The sequence below is a fragment of the Salinibacter sp. 10B genome (genome assembly GCF_002954405.1).
GTDB lineage: Bacteria > Bacteroidota > Rhodothermia > Rhodothermales > Salinibacteraceae > Salinibacter.
The window spans coordinates 1,623,077-1,642,811 of sequence record NZ_MQWC01000004.1; the positions used below are offsets into that span (position 1 = coordinate 1,623,077).

The 19,735-nt window shown below is 61.6% G+C and carries 14 protein-coding genes; 3 read left to right on the forward strand and 11 right to left on the reverse strand.

The features are described 5' to 3' along the window. Window positions 1-195: 195 nt before the first annotated feature. Window positions 196-570, forward strand: a complete 375-nt coding sequence (locus BSZ35_RS06875; protein WP_105011744.1) for a hypothetical protein — start codon at window positions 196-198, stop codon at window positions 568-570. 88 nt (window positions 571-658) lie between these two features. Here BSZ35_RS06875 and BSZ35_RS06880 read toward each other — a convergent pair whose 3' ends face one another. The 3 genes from BSZ35_RS06880 to BSZ35_RS06890 form a co-directional block, all read right to left on the reverse strand. Continuing rightward, window positions 659-1,777 (reverse strand): mechanosensitive ion channel domain-containing protein, encoded by a 1,119-nt coding sequence (locus tag BSZ35_RS06880; RefSeq protein WP_105011745.1) that lies wholly within the window; start codon window positions 1,775-1,777, stop codon window positions 659-661. A 41-nt stretch (window positions 1,778-1,818) separates the two neighbouring features. Beyond that, window positions 1,819-4,287, reverse strand: a complete 2,469-nt coding sequence (locus tag BSZ35_RS06885; protein ID WP_181149217.1) for a TIM-barrel domain-containing protein — start codon at window positions 4,285-4,287, stop codon at window positions 1,819-1,821. A 224-nt stretch (window positions 4,288-4,511) separates the two neighbouring features. Next, the gene (locus tag BSZ35_RS06890) at window positions 4,512-5,069 is read right to left on the reverse strand and encodes a DUF5698 domain-containing protein (RefSeq protein WP_105011747.1); all 558 of its coding nucleotides are present in this window, start codon (window positions 5,067-5,069) and stop codon (window positions 4,512-4,514) included. 221 nt (window positions 5,070-5,290) lie between these two features. Between BSZ35_RS06890 and BSZ35_RS06895 the strand changes: the two genes are divergently transcribed. Beyond that, entirely contained in the window at window positions 5,291-8,425 is a 3,135-nt protein-coding gene (locus tag BSZ35_RS06895) for a basic secretory protein-like protein (protein ID WP_105011748.1), read from the forward strand. A 156-nt stretch (window positions 8,426-8,581) separates the two neighbouring features. On the opposite strand, the gene BSZ35_RS06900 is transcribed toward BSZ35_RS06895, so the two are convergent. The 6 genes from BSZ35_RS06900 to BSZ35_RS06925 all read right to left on the reverse strand — a co-directional run bounded on the left by BSZ35_RS06900 (window position 8,582) and on the right by BSZ35_RS06925 (window position 16,346). Then, window positions 8,582-9,223, reverse strand: coding sequence for an SDR family oxidoreductase (locus BSZ35_RS06900; protein ID WP_105011749.1), 642 nt, complete (start codon window positions 9,221-9,223; stop codon window positions 8,582-8,584). Between the two features lie 461 nt (window positions 9,224-9,684). Then, window positions 9,685-10,875, reverse strand: a complete 1,191-nt coding sequence (locus BSZ35_RS06905) for an efflux RND transporter periplasmic adaptor subunit (RefSeq protein WP_105011750.1) — start codon at window positions 10,873-10,875, stop codon at window positions 9,685-9,687. 74 nt (window positions 10,876-10,949) lie between these two features. Next, window positions 10,950-13,307: an ABC transporter permease gene (locus BSZ35_RS06910; protein WP_105013764.1), complete on the reverse strand. Its 2,358-nt coding sequence runs from the start codon at window positions 13,305-13,307 to the stop codon at window positions 10,950-10,952. A 104-nt stretch (window positions 13,308-13,411) separates the two neighbouring features. Then, a complete protein-coding gene (locus BSZ35_RS06915) occupies window positions 13,412-14,071 on the reverse strand; it encodes an ABC transporter ATP-binding protein (protein ID WP_272483058.1) in 660 nt (219 codons plus the stop codon). 228 nt (window positions 14,072-14,299) lie between these two features. Beyond that, on the reverse strand, window positions 14,300-15,682 hold the full coding sequence (locus tag BSZ35_RS06920) for a TolC family protein (protein WP_105011752.1): 1,383 nt from the start codon (window positions 15,680-15,682) through the stop codon (window positions 14,300-14,302). Window positions 15,683-15,740: 58 nt separating this feature from the next. Next, window positions 15,741-16,346 (reverse strand): TetR/AcrR family transcriptional regulator, encoded by a 606-nt coding sequence (locus tag BSZ35_RS06925; RefSeq protein ID WP_105011753.1) that lies wholly within the window; start codon window positions 16,344-16,346, stop codon window positions 15,741-15,743. Window positions 16,347-16,569: 223 nt separating this feature from the next. Here BSZ35_RS06925 and BSZ35_RS06930 point away from each other — a divergent pair, with 223 nt between their 5' ends. Beyond that, window positions 16,570-17,607, forward strand: coding sequence for a metallophosphoesterase (locus BSZ35_RS06930; protein ID WP_105011754.1), 1,038 nt, complete (start codon window positions 16,570-16,572; stop codon window positions 17,605-17,607). Here the strand turns inward: BSZ35_RS06930 and BSZ35_RS06935 are convergent. Beyond that, window positions 17,533-18,552, reverse strand: coding sequence for a hypothetical protein (locus BSZ35_RS06935; RefSeq protein WP_105011755.1), 1,020 nt, complete (start codon window positions 18,550-18,552; stop codon window positions 17,533-17,535). The two genes, BSZ35_RS06930 and BSZ35_RS06935, sit on opposite strands and share 75 nt — an antisense overlap. Window positions 18,553-18,732: 180 nt before the next feature. Next, entirely contained in the window at window positions 18,733-19,674 is a 942-nt protein-coding gene (locus BSZ35_RS06940; RefSeq protein WP_105011756.1) for a cyanophycinase, read from the reverse strand. Window positions 19,675-19,735 lie beyond the last annotated feature (61 nt).

Here is a 19,735-nt window from a genome sequence, read left to right on the forward strand (position 1 = left end):
CCTAAGAATTACCTCTTCCCACTCCCTATTGGAATAGAATTTGTTGTCGGGGTTTACTCCATCATTCTGGTACAAAACGAAACAAAGGGGAGTATTCTGTTTACACAATATTGCCTTCAGACGAAGGTCCCGTGCGCAGCTCTTTTCACAAACTCGCGGGAGCGGGCGATCTCGTTCGTCTCCCGTCCACTCGTTATGGAAGATGTTCGTCGTGTCATCCTCTACCTCAGTGGCGTCATCGGCGTTTGGGTCCTTGTCAGTTTTGGCGGCACCATGTTCGACACCGCCAATGCCTCCCTCTGGGTGAATAGCCTGATGTGGTCCCTGCTCTCCTCTCTCATTGTGTTGCCGGCGCTCCTGCTGGTGACCCATGCCGCTACGAAACAACGCTCTCAATCTGCTTCTCCGTCGAAGGAGTCCCCCTCCCAGGAGGAACCAGAACCCTTCGTGAAGCACTCGTCGGACGAGATCCGTACGCTGTGGCCCGAACCCGAACAGAAGAGTGAATGGCCCCCGAATGACGTCGTCCGGGAGCAAAAGCAGGCCCGGGAAAAAGTACATACGAACTGAGCCTCTTCTTTTCTGCCCCCATTTCTGTTCTGGCTTCGGCCTTCTATGCCCGTTCGGACCTCGCACGGATCCGAACGGGCATGTGTGTTTATGGCCGTTCTGGCCCTCCTGGCGCTGAAAAGGACGAGCCGCCCTCCTCCTGCAACTGGGCGCGAACGACGGGAAGTGCGTCGGGGTGCTCCTCTCGGAGGTAGGCCACCAGCTGTTCTCGAATCTCACATCGGAGTTCCCACAGCTGAGGAGCACTGGCGGCACTGGCAATCGCCCGCAGTTCAATTCCTCGCTCGCTCGTGTTCGTCACGTGCAGGGCACAGGTGTCTCCGTCCCAGTATTCCGACGCCTCGACGACCCGCTGCAACTCGTCTCGCACTGCCGGTACCGGGGTCCGATAGTCGACGTAGAGAAACACCGAGCCGATGAGATCCGCAGACGTGCGGGTCCAGTTCTGAAACGGCTTCTCGACGAAATGGGTGATGGGTAGAACGATGCGCCGTTTGTCCCACACCCGCACGACGACGTAGGTGAGCGTAATCTCCTCAACCCAGCCAAATTCTTCCTCCACAATCACAACGTCGTCGACGCGGATGGGCTGGGTGAGGGCGATCTGAATGCCCGCGATGAGGTTGCCGAGCGTGCTCTGCGCGGCAATGCCGAGCACAATACCGACGATGCCGGCCGACGCCAAGATTCCGGTGCCCAATTCCCGAAACGGCTCGTACTGTAGGAGCACCAGTCCCACGCCCAACACGATAATCACGGTGGTGGCGATGCGACGCAGAATCCGAACCTGCGTCACGATCTTCCGAGCCTTTAGGTTGTCCGGCACGTCGATGGAATAATACTCTGCCACGGCCTCCTCCCCCGCCCGCAGCGCCGCCACAACCAGCCACGTGGTCGCGACAATGAGCAAGACGTAGAGCCCCCCATCCAGAACAGTCCCCATCTCCGCAGAGAGATGGGGACGGACGACCGGACGAATGCCATACGCGAACAGGATGGGTACCAGGATCCGCAGGGGCTCCGGGAGCCGGCGGAGCAGGGCCCCGCGCAGCGGCAAGGAGTCGGAGGAGCGCCGCAGAATGCGACGGGCGCCCCAGGTGAATAGGGCATGCACCAGGAGGCCGAGCACGGTGGCTCCGATTAGGAGACCGAATGCCCACAACCCATTGCCCCCATTCGGAGCGTCCCCGAAGAACAGCGTCTCCATCGCCAAAAGGATCTGGACATAGACAGCGCGACGGGGTTCCGTCAGTCGTCAATGCGGGCGCCGTAGACCGTGATCCGGAGCGGCTCGTGGGTGTCGGCTCGCTGCTGTACGTAGAGGACGTGCTCAGTATTGTCGTAATACCACCCGCCGTCCCGCACGACCTCCTCACGAGACCCCTTTTGTGATAGGGATTGTCCGCTCGCACCGACGCGGGTCGGCGCAGCGGCGATCCGATGCACGTCGGCCTGAAGGGTGCGTGCGTCGGGCTGCCCGTCGTAGTGCCCATTTGCAGCCCCAATCGTCAGGCGGAGCGCCGGAGCCCCTGCCCCTCGCCGCCACGACTGTCGGAGGGACGTGAGCGCGTAGCGTCCCTGCCGGTAGCCTCGCGTCCGCCCGTCGTCCTGATAGAGTGAGAACGATGCGCTCCTCCCCGAGTCGGGATATATGGCGAGGCCGAGCGTGTCGGCCGGCTGGGCGCCAGTATGCGGAGCGACCGGTCGCGTGGGCAGAATAGACCCCGCCTTGACAAAGAGCGGAATCTCGTTGAGCGGGGCGTCGACGGTGATCGTTTGCCCGCCGTCGTATGCTTGATCACTCCACCAGTCGATCCACCTTCCCTCCGGAAGTCGGACCGTCTTCGAGCGCTTGCCCTCTTCCAGTACCGGCGCCACCAGAAGATTCGGCCCCAGCAGGTACGCGTCCGTGTAGTCATGCAGCTGCTCGTCGTCCGGGTCTGCAAAGAAGAGGGGACGAGCAATTGGGAGTCCGGTGCGGTGATTCGTCCAGGCCAAGGAGTAGAGATACGGCATCAACCGGTAGCGGAGATGCACGCTGGAGCGGACGATGCGCTCCACCTGACGGCCAAACCGCCAGGGCTCGGTCGGCAGATTGTCGACGCCGTGGACGCGCATGATGGGCGACAGAGCGCCGTGCTGCAGCCAGCGAGCATAGAGCTCCGGCTGCTTGGGTCCCCCCGTAAAGCCGCCGAGGTCCGAGCCGTAGTAGCCGAAGCCACTCAGCCCCATATTGAGGAGGAGCGACGGCTGGGCTTGCAGTCCGGTAAAGCTGCGCGCCACGTCGCCACTCCACAGCACAGTCCCAAAGCGCTGAATGCCGGCGTACCCCGACCGTGTGAGATTCACCATGCGCTGATTCGGCCGCCAGTCGTCCCATCGCTGATACAGGGTACGCGCCCAGAGAAAGTTGTAGAGGTTGTGGATCTCGGGCGTGGTCCCCAAGTGGTGCCGCATGTCTGCCGGATGCTTCTCCGGCTCGCCCAGGTCCGTCCAGAGGCCCGCCATCGTCTCGCCCATGAACGGCGGATACTGGCCCGCCCACCAGTCCTGCGCGGCCGGATCCGTAATGTCGAGCAGGGCCACGTCGCACCCATCCGGGCACGACCACCAGTCCTCCATCACGTACGGCTCGCCCGCCGGGGTCTGTCCCACGAAGCTGCTATCGAGAGCCGGCTCAAAGAGGCGCGACGGGCGCACGATGTAGGGCTCCGAGATGGCGATCGTCTGCACGCCCCGGGCCTTCAGGTCGCGCATCATCCGGAACGGCTCCGGAAAGGCCTCTCGGTTCCACCGCAGATCCCCCATGTGCTCGAACCAGTAGAGGTCGAGGATAAGCGCATCCACCGGAAACTCCTTTTGCCGAAGCGTATCGACGACGCTCCGGGCCGCATCCTCCGTCCGATAGCCGTATTTCGACTGCATGTAGCCGAGTGCCCACTTGGGCGGAAGCGGCTGCCGTCCCGTGAGGGTCGTGTACTGCTGGACCTGCTCCTTGATGGTCGGCGCCACGAGCACGAAGTAGCGGAGATGCCCCCCTCCCGCCTGGTACCGAAGCTGCGTCGAGTCGGCTTGCCCCACGTCGATTTGCGCCCGATAGGGGTTGTCGATAAAAAGGCCGTACCCGCCCGTCGTGGGCATGAACGGCACGTTCACCTTCATCGTCATCGGCGCCTCGTTATAGCCGTAGCGTTGCGTGTTCACGAGATCGAAGGCGTGGCCCGTTACGCCAAACACGGGGCGTTCGCCGGTCCCGTAGGCTCGCGTCTCCGCGTCCATTTCCATTCGGAGCGTGCGGCTCGTGTCCGTCCACGCGACGTTCATAGCGGCCTCCGAGAAGACGGTCTCCCCTGTTTCGTTGGCTACGCGGACGCGTAGGGGACGCTTCTCCACAATCACCGTGACCTTGCCCCCGCGGACGTAGAGGCCCTCCGCACTTTCGTGAACCGCGAACCGGAGATCGGTCCTTGGCTCCGCCACCACCGCCCGCGAGGTGTCGGGGGCGGATTCGCCTCGCCGCCAGTGCACCTTCACGATGGAAGGACGAACGAGCGTCAAGTGGAGATCGGCATTCTGGCCCTCCACAACGACCGTCGAGGCGTCCACCTGATGTTCAACGTAGTCGCCTGGACCGTCTGAAGCCCGCTGCGCGAAGCTGTCGCTGAGTGGCACGGCGAAGAGCAGGACGCCCAAAAACAGATGTCTAAAAAACACCATGCGTGTATTCATCATCGAATGCAGGACGTGGATCGAGTGAACGAATAACGTCGGTCGGCGAGCAGCGGGCAACGCGGCGTTTTTGCCGGACATTGAGAGGCTGATCGGTTTTTTTGCACCGCTGCGACGGATCGATAGATCCCCTAACCAGGAGTTGCTATTCTCGTGCTGTGCACTGACGTCGATGTGAGAGAACATTGGCAATCCATTGAGATGTCGGGCATTTACCGCCGCACCAGTCGGGTCGGACGACGATCGGAGGGCCGGAGCCGCCCACGGCGCGTCGTCCGCAGCTCTTCCACAGTCACGAACGAGCGAGGAGCCCGAGCTTCAATGAGATCGATCACGTGGGGAGCTTCTTTTCGCTCCACGACCGTGTTGAGAATGTCGACCGGTCCGTCCTGCCCTCGGCCGTCCACCTCCGTGACGGCGTACCCTTTTGCGCGAAGGGCCTGAGCCGTAGCCCCATTCGCATCGTCGGGCACGATGGCCCGCACGACGACAGTACCGAGCGCCAGCCCGTTTTCTGCAAGGATGCCTACGTACGTTCCAGCCGCAAACCCAGCCGCATATCCCAGAATGTGGTACGGCGATCCAAGGTGTTGAAGGGTGCTCCCCACCGCCACAACCCAAATGAGCACCTCTACAAATCCGACCAGCGCAGCAATTCCCCGTTGTCCCCGCACCGCTACGATCATCCGCACGGTGCCAAGGGAGACATCTATCAGACGAAGTGCAAATATGAGGAGTGGACCATAGGGAAGAGCGAAAAACGCATCCATGAGAGAAGAAAATGCTGTGGTGTGAGAGACGATGGAGACCGTTATTCATCAAGGGACACTCCCCGATCGGTGTAAAAAATTCACCGACCGGCCCTCGAACCGGCGTTCAATTTCGGCGTCTAACGGGGACCTCAGACTTTTCTAACGGACGCTCGTAACAACGTCCCACCAATCCTCCACTACGCTTTCCCTTTCCCGTTCCCTCCTCCCTGGAGGCCCTCATGCGTGTTTTCCTTGGGTTCCTTATCGCTCTTTCTCTAGTGCTCGTGCTGTCGCCGAACGCCTCGGCCCAGTACTTTGGACGAAATAAGGTCCAGTACGACCGTTTCAAATTCGACATCCTACCGACCCAGCACTTCGATCTCTACTTCTATCAAGAGACCGAGACGGCAGCGCAGGACGCGGCTCGAATGGCCGATCGCTGGTACGAGCGACACAGCACCGTCTTTGCCCATGACCTTACCGCCCGACGTCCGCTCATTTTCTACGCCAACTCCGCCGACTTCCAGCAAACCAACGTCATCAGTGGCTCGATTGGACAGGGCACGGGCGGTGTCACTGAGGGCCTGAAACAGCGGGTAGTGATGCCGTTCACGGGCATGTATAGTGAAACCGACCACGTCCTCGGGCACGAACTCGTGCATTCCTATCAGTACGACCTTGCCCTCTCAACGCCCAGCGGGATTCAGCTCCAGCGCCTTCCGCTGTGGCTCATCGAAGGCATGGCCGAATACCTATCGATCGGCTCCCACGACCCCCACACGGCCATGTGGGTGCGCGATGCGCTGGTGCGGGACGACCTGCCGACCATCGACGACTTGTCCACCGGACGCTACTTCCCGTACCGCTTTGGACACGCCTATATGGCGTACATTGGCGGCACCTACGGGGACGGCGCCGTGCCGGAGCTCTACAAGCTGGCGGGACGCGTGGGCCTGGAAGAAGGGATCCCTCTGGTCACCGGCATGACGCCCGACTCGCTCTCGCAGGACTGGATTCGCACCATCCGGGAGGCGTACGGCCCGCTCGTGGACAACCGCACGTCGCTACAGGACGCCGGGCGCCACGTTCTTTCAGCAGAGAAGGGCACCGGGGACGTCAACATTTCCCCGGCCCTGAGCCCCGACGGACGCTACGTGGCCTTCTTGTCTACGAAGGATCTCTTCTCGATCAACTTGTACGTGGCCGACGCCCGTTCCGGCGACATTGTACAGCGGCTTCGGTCCTCGACCCGAGATGCACACTTCGACGCCATTCGCTTCATCAACTCGGCGGGCACGTGGTCGCCCGACGGTCGCCGCTTTGCGTTCATCGCCTTCTCGAAAGGTGACAACGAACTTGCCATCTGGAACGTGGAAACGGGCAAAATTGAACGGCGGGTGGCCGTGGAAAACGTCCCTTCTCTCGCCCAGCCGGCCTGGTCGCCGGACGGGGAGTCGATCGCGTTCTCTGGCATGGACGGAGGCATCAGCGACCTGTACCTGATCCACCTCGAATCGGGACGTGTACGCCAGCTTACGAATGATCGCTACGGCGATCTCCAGCCGGCCTGGTCGCCAGACGGAACGACCCTCGCCTTCGTGTCGGATCGCAACCCAAACGGTACCGATTTTTCGACGCTTCAGTTTGGACATCCTCGGCTTGCCCTCATTGACGTGGAAACGGGGGCGATTGAGGCACTGCGGCCCTTCGCCCGCGGCCTCCAACACAACCCACAGTTCGCTCCCGATGGCCGCGGACTTTTCTTCATTAGCGACCACGATGGATTCAAAGACGTCCACCACCTCGACCTCGAGACGAAGGAAACAACGGCCATTACCCGCCTGCAAACCGGCGCCAGCAGCTTCACGCCTCTCTCCCCGGCGATGACAGTAGCCGCCCAAAGCGGCAGCATGATGTTCTCTGTGTTCTCAGACAATAGCTATACGGTCGTCGCCCTCGATGCGTCAGAGCTTTCGACTCGAATCCAGCGGCTCGCATCGCCGGTCCCGCCAGACTCGATCCTCTCCGAACGGTCTGCACTGCCGGCCATGCCGGACCCCGTTGAAACCGACTCTCTTGCCCCCGACACGACCGTCCAGGCGGAAGCGGGCCTCCTTCCTCCCTGGACCGGCGGCGGCCTTGTCGACGACGCCCTGGACCGTCCCACGGCAGGACTTCCCACAGAGCCGTACGGGGACATTCAACCGTACAGCCCTCGCCTTGAGCTAGACGCCGTTGCCCCTCCGTCGGTGGGCGTAGCAGTAGGAGGAGGATTCGGCACGCAATTGGGCGGAAGCGTCGGCTTCTACTTCAGCGACATGTTGGGCGAACATAACCTCTCCCTTTCCGTCCTCGCCAACGGTTCCTTCCAGGACATCGGCGGGCAAGTCACCTACATCAATCGAGCCCAACGTCTCAACTACGGCCTCCAGCTCGCCCACATCCCCATCCTCTCCCGAGGGGGATTCGTGTCTGTGCTCAGCAACGGAGCCCTTCAGGTGACTGAGGTCGAGCAACGCATTTTCATTGATCAGTTCAGTGTGTTGGGGGCCTATCCGCTCCAGAGCACCCGTCGCTTTGAGGTGCAAACCGGACTTTCGCGCTACGGCTTTTCGGAAGACTTCCGCATTTTCCAAGAGTCCGGGTTCGGCGGCTTCGTTGAAGTCAGCGAAGGCTCGATCCCGACCCGAGACCCGGTGTATCTCTCTCAGTCGTCGGCGGCGTACGTCGTCGATTTCTCAAACTTCGGCTTCACCTCTCCCATCCAGGGAGGACGGTACCGCCTGCAGGTGGGCTCCACCCTGGGCAGTGCCAATTATGCCACCGTGCTCGGTGACGTGCGGCGCTACTTCCGCTCCGGCCTCTTCACGTTTGCCGGACGCGCCGTACACATCGGCAATTACGGCGCCAGTGACAATGACCTGTTTTCGGAAGAGTATCTTGGGTACTCATACTCGCAGGCCTACGTGCGTGGCTACAGCTTCAACTCGTTTGATCCCGACGAGTGCTTTCTGACCTCTGCTCAAAGTACCTGCCCGGTGCTGGATCGGCTCATTGGCACGCGCGTCGCCACCGCAAGCGCCGAGGTCCGATTCCCCTTCCTGGGAACGGAGAGCTACGGCCTTTTTTCTTTTCCGTACCTCCCCACTGAGATTGCCGTGTTCGCCGATGCCGGTGTGGCGTGGACCGCCGAGGACGCACCAGCCCTCGTGTGGGACCGCGACACGGACCGCCGGGTACCGGTCGTTAGCACGGGCGTGAGCGCGCGCATGAATCTTTTTGGCGCCTTTATCCTGGAGGTGTTCTACGCAACTCCGTTCCAACGCCCCGAGAAGGGCGGATTCGTGGGCCTGAACCTCCTGCCGGGCTGGTGAGGCGGTCTTCCCCTCAAAGGTCTCAAGTGAATCTCTAATGGGGGACCGTTCTGATTCCGGATATTGCGTATTTCGTATGGCGTAGGACTGTACTCGGACGTTCAGATACGCAATACGGACTACGCAATAGGAAAGAAGACGCCTCCTTGTGACCATTCAATTCGATGGGCGAACCGCCTCTTCTACCGGCGTATCGCCGCCGTAAAGCTCAATCGTGCGGCCAATGGTGGCGTCGTTGTCCAGACAGGCCCGGACGGTAGCGGCCACGTCGGCCCGGGGAATGTCCGGACCGCCGTCCTGCGGCGTAAACGCAGTGGTCACTCGACCCGTGCCCTCCTCATCGGTAAGGGTAGTGGGTCGCAGAATTGTCGCCGCAAGAGCCGATCGTTCGAGGTAGTCGTCTGCACACCGCTTGGCTACGAGATAGGGCCGGAGCGGCTCGTAGCCGGCGTCTGGATTGGCCGCCCCCCGAGCACTCACCATGACGAAACGGTCAATGCCCTGCTCTTCACAGGCGTCTACGGCCCGCCGCGCCCCCCAGAGGTCGACCATAAGCGTCTTGTCCCAGCCGGTCCCCCCACCCGATCCCGCCGTAAAGACGACGGCCTCTGCTCCCTCTAGGGCAGGGGCAAAGGTTCCTTCGAGATCGCCAAGACGGGGGAGGCCTCCACGCTCTTGAATCTGTTCGAATTGCTCTTCGGAACGGACGACCCCAATAACCTCATGGCCTGCCTCATCCAGGAGGGGAAGAAGCCGACGCCCAATTCCGCCATTGGCACCGATGACTGCAACCTGCATAACGTCTTCTCTTCAAGATTCATTCGAAGGACGATAATGCCGGCTCTGGTTTTCGGTGGAACGACCTCCCACACACCCTGAGCCTTCTATCTTCCTAAACTGTCCTACCGAAGGAAAGCAGGTCGCGAAAAAAGATCAATGGCCTGTTGTCGACAACGCTCGGCCCGACTGAAAAGAATACCCGGGAGTTAGACCCGCCAGAAAGAAGTGCCCCCACATCTGAACGGGTCCCTCCCCTGGGAAGTGATTCGAAAAATGGGAGTCCAATACCAACGCAGTACTCCCGAGAAAAGGGACACGCTCAGAAAATGTCCAGCCCCCTCCCATCCCTAAAAAGACAATTTGTGTCCCAAAGCCGACATTGTCGCTTTAGATACACGATTCGTCGTAATAGGACAGCCGAAATGGACGCATAAATGCTTATTTTTAGGCTAAATAGTGAGTACTCAGAGTCCTTGACCTTACCGCGTTTCCACCCGCATCCCATCCGACAACTCATTGCCGGGATGCGTCACCACGGGCGTGCCCTCACGCAGGCCCCCAGTAATCTCCACCTGAAGCCCACTCCGGTGTCCGACCTCGACCGCACGACGCTCTGCGCGACCGTCTTGTATCACGAACACGGCCCATCCGCCATCGTGACGAAACAGGGCACTCTGTGGCACCTGCAACACATCGGCACCGGCCCAGAGCACGAAGCGCGCCACAACGCGGTAGCCCGTCCCGAGCCGCTGCCATTGCGGAGACGACTCGGTCGGATCGACGATCACCTCGACCCGCTGCTCCTCAACCCCCAGAGCTGAGACTTCGGTCTCGCCCTGTGGTGGCACTACACGGACGCGCCCCTCCACCGTCGTGTCTCCACCCCAGCGCACCAGCTCAACTGGCGTCCCTTCCGTGATACGCACGGCATCGGACGACAGCACGTCCACCGACACCTCCAGCGAATCAGGATTCCCTACGGTAAAGAGGGGCGTCCCCGCCTGCACGACGGTAGCACTCTCCTGATGAACCCGGAGGATGTGCCCCTCAACTGGAGCGCGAATCGCTCTCCGCGACGGCAGCGACTCTGGATCGGACGTCTCTGTGACAACTCGACTTCGAGCCGCGCGGAGCTCGCCGCGGGCCTGGGCCACGGTCTGCTGTGCGGCCTGATGATTGGCGTGCGCCTGCTGAGCCTCTACCCGCGCCTGATCGAGCTGCTGTTGAGAAGCGGTCCCTTGTTCGTGCAGCCGCTGGAGGCGCCGATACTCCTCCTCAGCGTACGTGAGCGCGGCCTTGGTCCCCGTTGCGTTCGCCTCTGCCCGTCGCAGGGCCGCTCGGGCCGACTCGACCTGTGCCTGAGCGGCCTCATAACTGCTGGCATCGAGCACGTTCGACGGGAGCGTGGCCAAATGCGCCAGCACGTCGCCCTTCCCAATCGTGTCGCCTGCAGCCCCCGGCACGCGCTTCAGGTACCCCGTGGTGGGCGCCGACACGAGGTACGGCTCGCGGAGCTGCGTCTGCCCCTCCTCTTCCACCGTCACGCGCAGGGAGTCTCGCACCGCACGCTCCACCGTAACCGCCGTCGCCGACGGCCAAAAGCCGTACACAAGCAGCCCAAGCAGAACCACAGTGCCAATACCGATCGCGACCGTCCGATTCCAAATCATGACTCCAACACGTCAAGTGAAACTTCGTAGCTTGTTCGCCTCTCGCCCTTCGCCTCTCGCCTCTCATCCCACGGCTATTCTCGCGTCTTCAGCACATCGATCAGATTGAGATTCCCCAGTCGCCGCCACACGACCAGTCCCGAAATGCCTCCGGCAACCAGTACCACCAGAGCAGAAAGGGCATAGGTACGCCGCGTCAACACCAGTGGGATGCGGAAAAGCTCCGTCTGCGCTCCTACCGCGGTGCCGTAACAGAGCCCGTATCCCAATACAAACCCGACCGGAATTGCTATGAGCGTAAGCAGGGCCAGCTCGCCCAGCAGCACGTATCCGATCTCGCCCTGTGAGAAGCCGAGAATGCGCAGGCTTGCCAGCTCGCGTGCTCGCTCAGAAAGCGCAATGCGGGCGGCATTGTAAATGACCCCGAACGCAATGGCCCCGGCAAAGAGCGCCATCACAAACGTGAAGGTGAGCACCGTTTCGCCCATGGTGTCGAGCAGCGACTGGATAGCGCGCCGCTGCAGCTGAACACTCGCCACGCGAGGACGTCCTGTGAGGGCCGAGATCGTTTCCTCCTCGTATCGGGGATCGAGGGCGAGGTACGCCCCGGAGAGGGCCGATCCTTCTCGCACCAGTCGGTTCAACGCATCGATCTGCATGTACGCCCCCACGCCCACAAACTGCTTCGTGCGGCCGGCCACTCGAATCTGTCGCGTCGAACGCGCGCCCTCCAGCACTTCCACCGTCAGCGTGTCTCCCCGTGTTACCTCCAGCACATCGGCAATGTAATTGGAAAGCACGACGCCCTCTGCCGCCAGATCGATCGGCTCTAAATCGTCGGTCAGCGGGCGACGGATCTCCGGGGTGGACGCAAGGCCCTCGATGCCGGTGCGATACTGTCGATGTTCGTGCTGGAACCGCACGGGCACACTCCGGAAAGGCTCCGCCTCTACCACTCCGCGGAGGCTGGTCAATTCATACAATGCCTCGTCGGACGTGGGGCTGGTGAAGGTGACCGTCAGATCCTGCCGCTGCGCGCGGTTGAACTGCACGTCGATCATGAAGTCGACCGCATCGGCAAAGAAGGTGCTCGTCATGAGAATGGCGATGGACGCCGCGATGCCGAGAACCGACAACAGTGCTTTGATGGGTCGTCGCTCCAGGTGGCGCAGGATCATCCGCGTCGGCTGGTCAAAGAGGTCCTTTAACCCCAGACGCTCCACGATCGTCTCCCGATAGGTGGCCGGCGGCTCGGGCTGCATGGCCTGTGCAGGGCGAAGCGAGACCGCCTGCCACACAGCGTACAGCGTACCGCCGAGTGCCGCAGCGGCCGTGACGCCCACAGAAATCGCAACTGTATCAATGCCGAGCGCATAGTGGAGCTCGGGAAATTTGTAGAACTCCAGGTACATCTGCGAGAGCAACTGCCCCATCCACGTTCCCAGTGCCACTCCCCCCACCGCTCCAATCGCTACGATCACGAGCACCATTCCTACGTAGTGCCCTCCCACGTCCCAGTCGCTATACCCGAACGCCTTGAGGGTGGCGATCACTTCCCGCTGGGTGCGAATGAGGCGACCAATTACCACGTTCAACAGAAAGGCCGCCACGGCGAGAAACGTGACCGGCATCACCGTGACGAGCTGCTCCAGCTGCTTAAGCTCTTCGGTCAGGTACCGATGCGACACCTGATCTTCGCGAAGGTACGCGTCGCGTCCGCCGTACGGGGCCAGCACCTGATCGATGCGGTCGAGCACATCCTGCGGGACAGCGCCGGCCGTAAACGAGAACGACACACTGTTGAACGCGCCCTCCATGTCGTAGGCTGCCCCCAGAGTCGAACGGGACATCCAGAGGACGCCGAACCGCTCGGGGGTGGGAAAGAAGCCCCCGGGCTGAATCTGATAGATGTACTCGGGCGAGAGGACGACGCCGACGATTGTGAGGGCGCGGTGGCGACCATTGATGATGGCTGTGACCTCATCGCCGGCCCCCAGGTCGTGCGCCTCCGCAAAGGCCTCACTCACGACCGTCTCCGTGCCCCGCCGTGGCAGCCGTCCCTGCCGCACGACGAGTTGGTTTAGCGTGGGCTGGCCCCGCTCGGGAAGAGACAGCAACTGGCCGGTAATCGGTTCATCGAAGGCCTCCACGTTAAGCCGAGCGTCGGCCACGACGCGCGTCTGTACCGTCGCCACCCCCTCCAGCCGCTGCAGACGACGCTCCACGCCGTTCGGCGCCCGCGTGAGCGCCGCAAACGCCTCCCCAAACCGCGCCTCCTCGTAGAATGACTGCTGCGACCGCGTGAGCGCATCCATCGTACCCAGCGCTGCGATGAACATGGCTACCCCGCTCACGATCACGACCGCGATAGCCAGGGCCTGTCCGCGCATCCCCCACAGGTCCCGCAGCAATTTCTTCCCGATTGCAGACACCGTTCGAATGTGGAATGTGGAGTTTGGAATGTGGAATTCCCCCTCGGCCGTCGATCTTCGCCTCTCGCCCTTCTCCCCTCGCCCAACGTAAAACGCGGAACGCCCTACCATGCAAGTTCCTTCGCCGACACCTGCTCCGCAATCTCCTCGACCTCACTCACCCGCCCGTCACTCAGATAAATCACCCGCTGTGCCATCTTCGACACCACCTGGTTGTGCGTTATGATCGCAGTGGTCGTCCCCAGTTCGTTGTTGATTTGCTGCAGCACGTCCAGCACGACGACGCCCGTCTCTGAATCGAGGGCCCCGGTCGGCTCGTCGCAGAGCAGCACCGACGGACGCTTGGCAACCGCCCGCGCAATGGCCACCCGCTGCTGCTGCCCACCGGACAACTCCGCCGGAAAGTGATCGGCCCGATCGGCGAGTCCCACGAGATCGAGCGCCGCGACCGGGTCCATCGGATCACGGGCAATCTCCGTAACAATGGCGACGTTTTCTTCGGCCGTGAGACTCGGGATTAGGTTGTAAAACTGAAAGATAAACCCGACGTGGAAGCGGCGATAGAGCGTGAGCTGCGTCTCTTCGGCCCGCGTCAGGTCCCAGCCGCGGTAGCGGACCGTCCCCTCCGTGGCGATATCCAGTCCCCCAATGATGTTGAGAAGAGTCGACTTCCCACTGCCGGAAGGGCCGAGCATGACGACCATCTCTCCGGCGTGCAGCTCCAGATCAATGCCGCGGAGGGCGTGTACCTGGGTCTCGCCCATCTCGTACACCTTCGTCACGCCCTCTGTCTCGAACACCACATCGCCTATTCCCACGGATCGAAGATCGACATCGAGGGCATCGGCCGATGTCGCACGTCCATCGAGTACGTCCTGAAGAGGATTTCGCATGGCAGTCAAAGATTGAACCTCAGCCGTTGGGAGACGCCGCCTGGTGTCATGCCCCGATCGACGGCGGCCCGCTCATCAGTCATCGAAAATAGCACCTCATTAGGGCGAGGCCGACGTGGTGCCTCGTCCGAGGGCTCGATCCAGGGCCGCCCGGGCGAGTGCATACTCGGCCTGAGCGGCAGCGAGACGGGCCCGCGCTCGACGACGGGCCTGCTCCGCATCGAGAAGGTCTGACACCACAGCCATTCCCTCTTCGTAGCGCGACTGCGCAGAACGATACGCCTCCTGAGCGCTCTGCACGCTCGTCTCCGCCGCTCGTACCGCTTCGCGTGCCTGGCGCACGTTCTGCACCTGTGTTCGCACCTCCACAGTGACAGCCTGCCGCCGATCCTGCAACTCGTACCGCGCCGCCAGCCGTTGTGCCCGGGCCCGATCGGCGGCCGCGTCCGTCTGCCCCCCCACCGACAGCCGCCACGAGAGCGAAACGCCCGCCTCCCACGAGCCCTCAAACTGATCTTCCGGCGGAAAAAGCTGTTCGTTGGGCCGAGCGTAGAGATAGGACCCAAACAACGAGATCTGGGGATACCACCCGGACTGCGCCACGTCCACCTCGGCGTCGCGCGCCGTCACGGTCTGGCGAAGTGCCTCCAGATCCCCTCTGTGCTCACGGGCCCGCGCCACAAGCCTCGACGCGTCTGGCAGTGCTGGCGCGTCGATCGTCACCGTATCCGCCAGCGCTACCGGAGCATCAAGAGGGCGACGCAGCTTGTCGTTGAGCTGGCGACGAGCGGTCTGCACGTCATTCTGCGCCTGAATCTGCTCCAGACGCACCTGATCGCGTCGGGCCTTTACGCGTAGCACGTCGGTCTCCGTGGCCATTCCCTCGGCCTGACGATTCTGCACGTCTGTCAGGCGGCGCTCAATCTGACGGAGAGCATCGGACGCCGCCGCCTCCCGAGCCTGAGCCTCGTACAGCCGCCAGTAGGCCGCCCGCGTCTCGTAGGCAACTGTCGTTCGGGTGGCGTCCACTTGGGCCCGAGCCGCTCGCGTCTGGGCCTGCGCTGCCTCCAGCTGGTTGGGGATGCGGAAGCCGGTAAAGAGGGGCTGCTCCACCCGGGCCTGCGCCGCGTACCGGTTCAGGATGGCCGGAGCAAACGTGACGCGTTCTCCCCCACTCCCCGGCAGCGTGGGAAGATCAACCGTGTAGTCGACGTTTTCACTGAGGCGTCGATAGCGGGCCTGGCCTTCTATCACCGGAAACCACTCGCTCCGGGCCTCCCGAACCGACGCCGCGGCCGCTGTGCGCTGCTGCCGAGCCGCCTGAACCCGAGGATGTTCGGTCAGTGCGCGTTGCACCGCAGCATCGGCCGTCAACGTATCGACCCGACCCGTGGGCTGTGCCCCTGCCCTGAACACGCCCCCCACCATCCAAAAGGCAAGCCCCAGTGCAGCAATTCGGCAAAGTGGAAAACGACCAGACATGAACACCTCTTTCGATGTCGAAATGTAACATCGATGATACGACTGGACGCGAGAAGCATCAACCGTCTAATGTCCCGTCGGCCGCCACGCCCCGATAGAGCACGTCGAGCACGTCGTCGGCGGAGTTAGCAAAATCGACGCTGTCGGGATCGAGGAGCCACTGAAGAAGCAGCCCGTCGATGGCCCCAATGAGCACGGACGGCGCGATCTTGGGGAGGTCGTCGGGAACGTCCCCCCGAGCCTGTGCCTCCTCGAGTAACTCTCGAAGAAGGGCCCGGTACTCGGCATAGGCTTCGGCAAAATTAATTTCGAACCGGTCCGGATCTCGCATCCCGGCCACCCAGATGTCGAGTAGCACTTGCGCCCGGTCCTCCTTCCCTCCCACGATGTCCACAAAATCGTGCAACAGCGCCCGGATCTTGCCCAACGGCGAACGGTCACTCTCCAGAACCTGCGCCTGTCGGACCTCCATCTCTTCAAAAAGCCCCTGATGTACGGCTCCGAGCAGTTCCTCCTTCCGATCAAAGTAGGTGTAAATCGTCCCTTTGCTAACCCCTGCCTCTTCAGCTATATCCTCCACAACGGTCTCCTGATACCCCTTTCGGGCAAAGACGCGCATGGCGGCGTCTCGGATTTGAGAACGACGTTCGGGGGAGGAATTCATTTTGCATTTTGACTGACTAGTCAGTCGCCTCACTCCCGCAACTTTTTTTCTCCCTAACAAGTTTGCCGGCAAAAGTGATTATTCGATGAACTGAACGTACCGCGCTCCATGAATTTTCGAAACGGAGGGAGACGCCTCCGGTACAGACGCCCCGGTCGCCCCGCAACGGAGAGTCTTTTTCCGTGAACCGCCTCGCTCTCCCCCCCACCGCTGCCCCTTCTCCATGCCCGGCCTTACGGTCTTCGGCCACATCGCTATTCTCGTAGGGAGCCTGTTCCTCGGGCTTCACTACGCCCTGATCCAGTGCACCCAGCCGTTTTTCGGTGATCTCGCGATTGGTCTCCTAGGGGGGTGCACGGTGGCCGGCTACGCGCTCATCAAAGCCCCGCGCAACGTCCTCACCCGCTTCCTCGTCCGCACGGCGTTCATCTGGACGGGTCTTGCCTTCCTCGCAGGTCTTGCCTTCATCGGTCAGGCCCTGCTGGAACTCGTCGGATTTCTCATCGGCGACGGCACCGTATGGCTCTCGGCAGGTCTGCTCGGCGCGGTGGGATACTACCACGCCAAACACCCAAAGGCTTGTTATCGCCGCGTCGAAGGTGACTACGACCATTCGCTGCGCCTGCTTCAACTAACCGACCTCCACGTCGGCGACATCTGGTCGAAGGCCGATCTCGCGCGCATCGTGCGCAAGGCCAGACACTACCGTCCCGATTGCGTCGTCATCACGGGCGACCTGCTCGACGGCATGGAACCGGTGGACGCCAGCCTCGTGGCCCCCCTCCGGACGTTCGACGTGCCGGTATACTTCGTTTCGGGCAACCACGACAGCTACACGGAGCGTGAGGAGTTGCTCGACGCTCTTCAACACATTGGCGTGACGCCGCTGGAGGGCGCATTGAAAAAAACGGACACCGCGAGCTTCCTCGGCATTGGGTACCGCACGACGACTGAGGAGAGCACGTCGCTCGTGGAGACGTTTCAGAATGCCCGCCGCCCACGTGTCGTGTTAAAACACAAGCCGGACCAGATCGACACTTTGCTCGACGCCGATCCCGACGCAATCCTCTGCGGTCACGTCCACAACGGACAGATCTGGCCCCTGGGGTACCTCGGCCACATCGAGTTTCCTGAGGTAACGGGCTCACACTGGTACAATCGCACGCTACTACACATCAGCCAGGGCTCAGCCACGTGGGGCCCCCCGTTTCGGCTCGGCACCCGAAGCGAGTTCACCGTCATCGACTTCATTCCAGGATGAGATTGCACACTCCTTCGGCGACAGAACATACCAGAGGAGGTGCGAGAGCAGTCCCCAGCTGTTTCGGTCGCAGGACCGACAGGGCTGAGCCTGTTGAAAGAACTGATTCCAATGGGCGCGAAGGCGTTCAATCTTGACGCAGAGTGAATAGTCGGCGTCGTAGAGGGTGAGATCAAGCGAGGGGGAGCCGTTCACTTCCATCACGTGAAAGTCGCCGTCTTTCAGTGCCTCCAACGACTGTGCCTTCACGTCAAAGCGGCCAAACCGCAGATCAATCTGATCGGCGGCCTCTTGACACGCCTCTCGGAGCGCCGGCGTCACCTCGTCGGTGATGTCCCGAAAGGAGCTGCCGGCCTGTACATCCGCCGCCGTTTGCAGGGGAACCCGACAGCCGTCATCCGGCACCCACGCCCCATCGTCAATCAGATCGGCCTGGTCCGTTCCGTACTCGTCGCGCACAAGCGCGTTAAGGGTACGCGTCCCGTCGCCCCACACGGCGCGAAGCGTGATTTCCGTGAGGCCGTAGATTTTGACACGGGACCCGACGCGAAGGACGTTGATGCCGTATTCCTTCGGCGCGTCCACGTAGGGTTGCAAAATCATCGGTTCCTCCGCCGATATCTTCTGCAGCTCCCTCCGATTGGGGACCTTCCGTACTCCTCGGCTGTGCGCTCCAAAAAGCGGTTTCAACACGAGCGGAAACGCATGCGCATCCGCAAACTCAGAAATCGACGCGGGATCGGTGGTCGCATCGATCATGAGGCTGGGAAGGTACGGCGGCGCGTCCCCGTACCGCGTGTGCTTCGGAGCAATTGGGAGTCCCCCGAGCTCAAGGCAGGGATTGGCGTCCAGAAATGGACGAAGCGGCAACTCGCAGCCGACGAACCGGCGTGCAAACCACGGAAGGAGATAGAGGTGACTGAGAATGAGGTGCACCTTCTGCATGGGGAATCGGGCACCTTTGACTGTCTCCCTGAAGGATTGTATAAGATCCGCCATGAAGAAGGACGTTATCGGGAACGTAAAGATTTAACTCTCAAAACACACCCTTTCCTTCTGCAAAAACAATGTATTGATTTGAAAAACAAGCCCTCCCTTAACACAAATTTCTCACGACCAGGTTTTCTACGGATTCTTCGGGGAGCGAGACATCACCTCTCGTGTTTGCAGGTCCATCCGGTCCCCCGGGTAAAGAAGGAAAAACTTCTCGTCCCTCGGCGCTTCTTCCGTCCAACGCTGCGCGTCGTAGACAGCAATTTTGCTTTTCCCCATCACGCGCAGGGTATCTCCATGCACGATTGCAGCCGTCCCCTCATCAATGCCGAGCCCCAGAAGATGCGGTCGCGCTTCGACTACGGAAATGAGGTCGTATTCTCGACCGCGTGCAAACACGTGCTGATCAATGGCGGCGTTCGGCAAATACCCGAAGCCATCTGTATACTTCCCTACGACGATCGTCTTCGTCTTCGGGTCGCCACGAATGAGGAATGAGCCTTGAATGCTTGCCCCAGCGGAACTGCCCCCAATGACGCCGCCTCGCTCCAATACGTCCCGGAATGCCGCTTCTGTCTGCGTTCCAGCGTAGGCCTCCACGAGTCGCCACTGTCGTCCCCCTGTAAACCACACTGCATCGGCGTCGCGCAGGGGAGCGACGAATGCCTCCGTGTCGGCCGTCTCTCGATCACGGGTGTGGAGATACGTGCGATTGGCCGTTGGGACACGCGCTCGTCGGAAAAGGCGACGACACCAGCCGCTCCATTTGCCGTGTGGGTGGGCGGTAGGCACACACACAACATCTGCATCATCCCCGCCGGCCAACTCGACGAAATGGCGTTGGATGGCTTTGGTCGAGCCACCGCCCACAATTACCAGAGTGCCCCTGGAAACCGTGTGGCGTACCGCGCCCGTCTTGGTCGACTTGGGATCCTGTGCAAATGCCCCAGGACCCACACCCATTAGAATACACAACATAAGAACTGCTCCCCATCCCCCGTTGAGCAATCGCATCCCTCCTCCCTGCGCGCAGCGACGATTCGTTTTTTGCTCCGGAGATACAACCGAAGACATACACTCAGTCACAGTTATTCAGAGAGGATCCCCGCAAGGGGGAATGCGCGCCCCGATCATA

Bases quoted from the DNA above. Each gene is read 5' to 3' on its own strand.
- BSZ35_RS06875 (WP_105011744.1), top strand. From the start codon at position 196: ATGGAAGATGTTCGTCGTGTCATCCTCTACCTCAGTGGCGTCATCGGC.
- BSZ35_RS06880 (WP_105011745.1), bottom strand. From the start codon at position 1,777: ATGGAGACGCTGTTCTTCGGGGACGCTCCGAATGGGGGCAATGGGTTG.
- BSZ35_RS06885 (WP_181149217.1), bottom strand. From the start codon at position 4,287: ATGGTGTTTTTTAGACATCTGTTTTTGGGCGTCCTGCTCTTCGCCGTG.
- BSZ35_RS06890 (WP_105011747.1), bottom strand. From the start codon at position 5,069: ATGGATGCGTTTTTCGCTCTTCCCTATGGTCCACTCCTCATATTTGCA.
- BSZ35_RS06895 (WP_105011748.1), top strand. From the start codon at position 5,291: ATGCGTGTTTTCCTTGGGTTCCTTATCGCTCTTTCTCTAGTGCTCGTG.
- BSZ35_RS06900 (WP_105011749.1), bottom strand. From the start codon at position 9,223: ATGCAGGTTGCAGTCATCGGTGCCAATGGCGGAATTGGGCGTCGGCTT.
- BSZ35_RS06905 (WP_105011750.1), bottom strand. From the start codon at position 10,875: ATGATTTGGAATCGGACGGTCGCGATCGGTATTGGCACTGTGGTTCTG.
- BSZ35_RS06915 (WP_272483058.1), bottom strand. From the start codon at position 14,071: ATGGGCGAGACCCAGGTACACGCCCTCCGCGGCATTGATCTGGAGCTG.
- BSZ35_RS06920 (WP_105011752.1), bottom strand. From the start codon at position 15,682: ATGTCTGGTCGTTTTCCACTTTGCCGAATTGCTGCACTGGGGCTTGCC.
- BSZ35_RS06925 (WP_105011753.1), bottom strand. From the start codon at position 16,346: ATGAATTCCTCCCCCGAACGTCGTTCTCAAATCCGAGACGCCGCCATG.
- BSZ35_RS06930 (WP_105011754.1), top strand. From the start codon at position 16,570: ATGCCCGGCCTTACGGTCTTCGGCCACATCGCTATTCTCGTAGGGAGC.
- BSZ35_RS06935 (WP_105011755.1), bottom strand. From the start codon at position 18,552: ATGCAGAAGGTGCACCTCATTCTCAGTCACCTCTATCTCCTTCCGTGG.
- BSZ35_RS06940 (WP_105011756.1), bottom strand. From the start codon at position 19,674: ATGTCTTCGGTTGTATCTCCGGAGCAAAAAACGAATCGTCGCTGCGCG.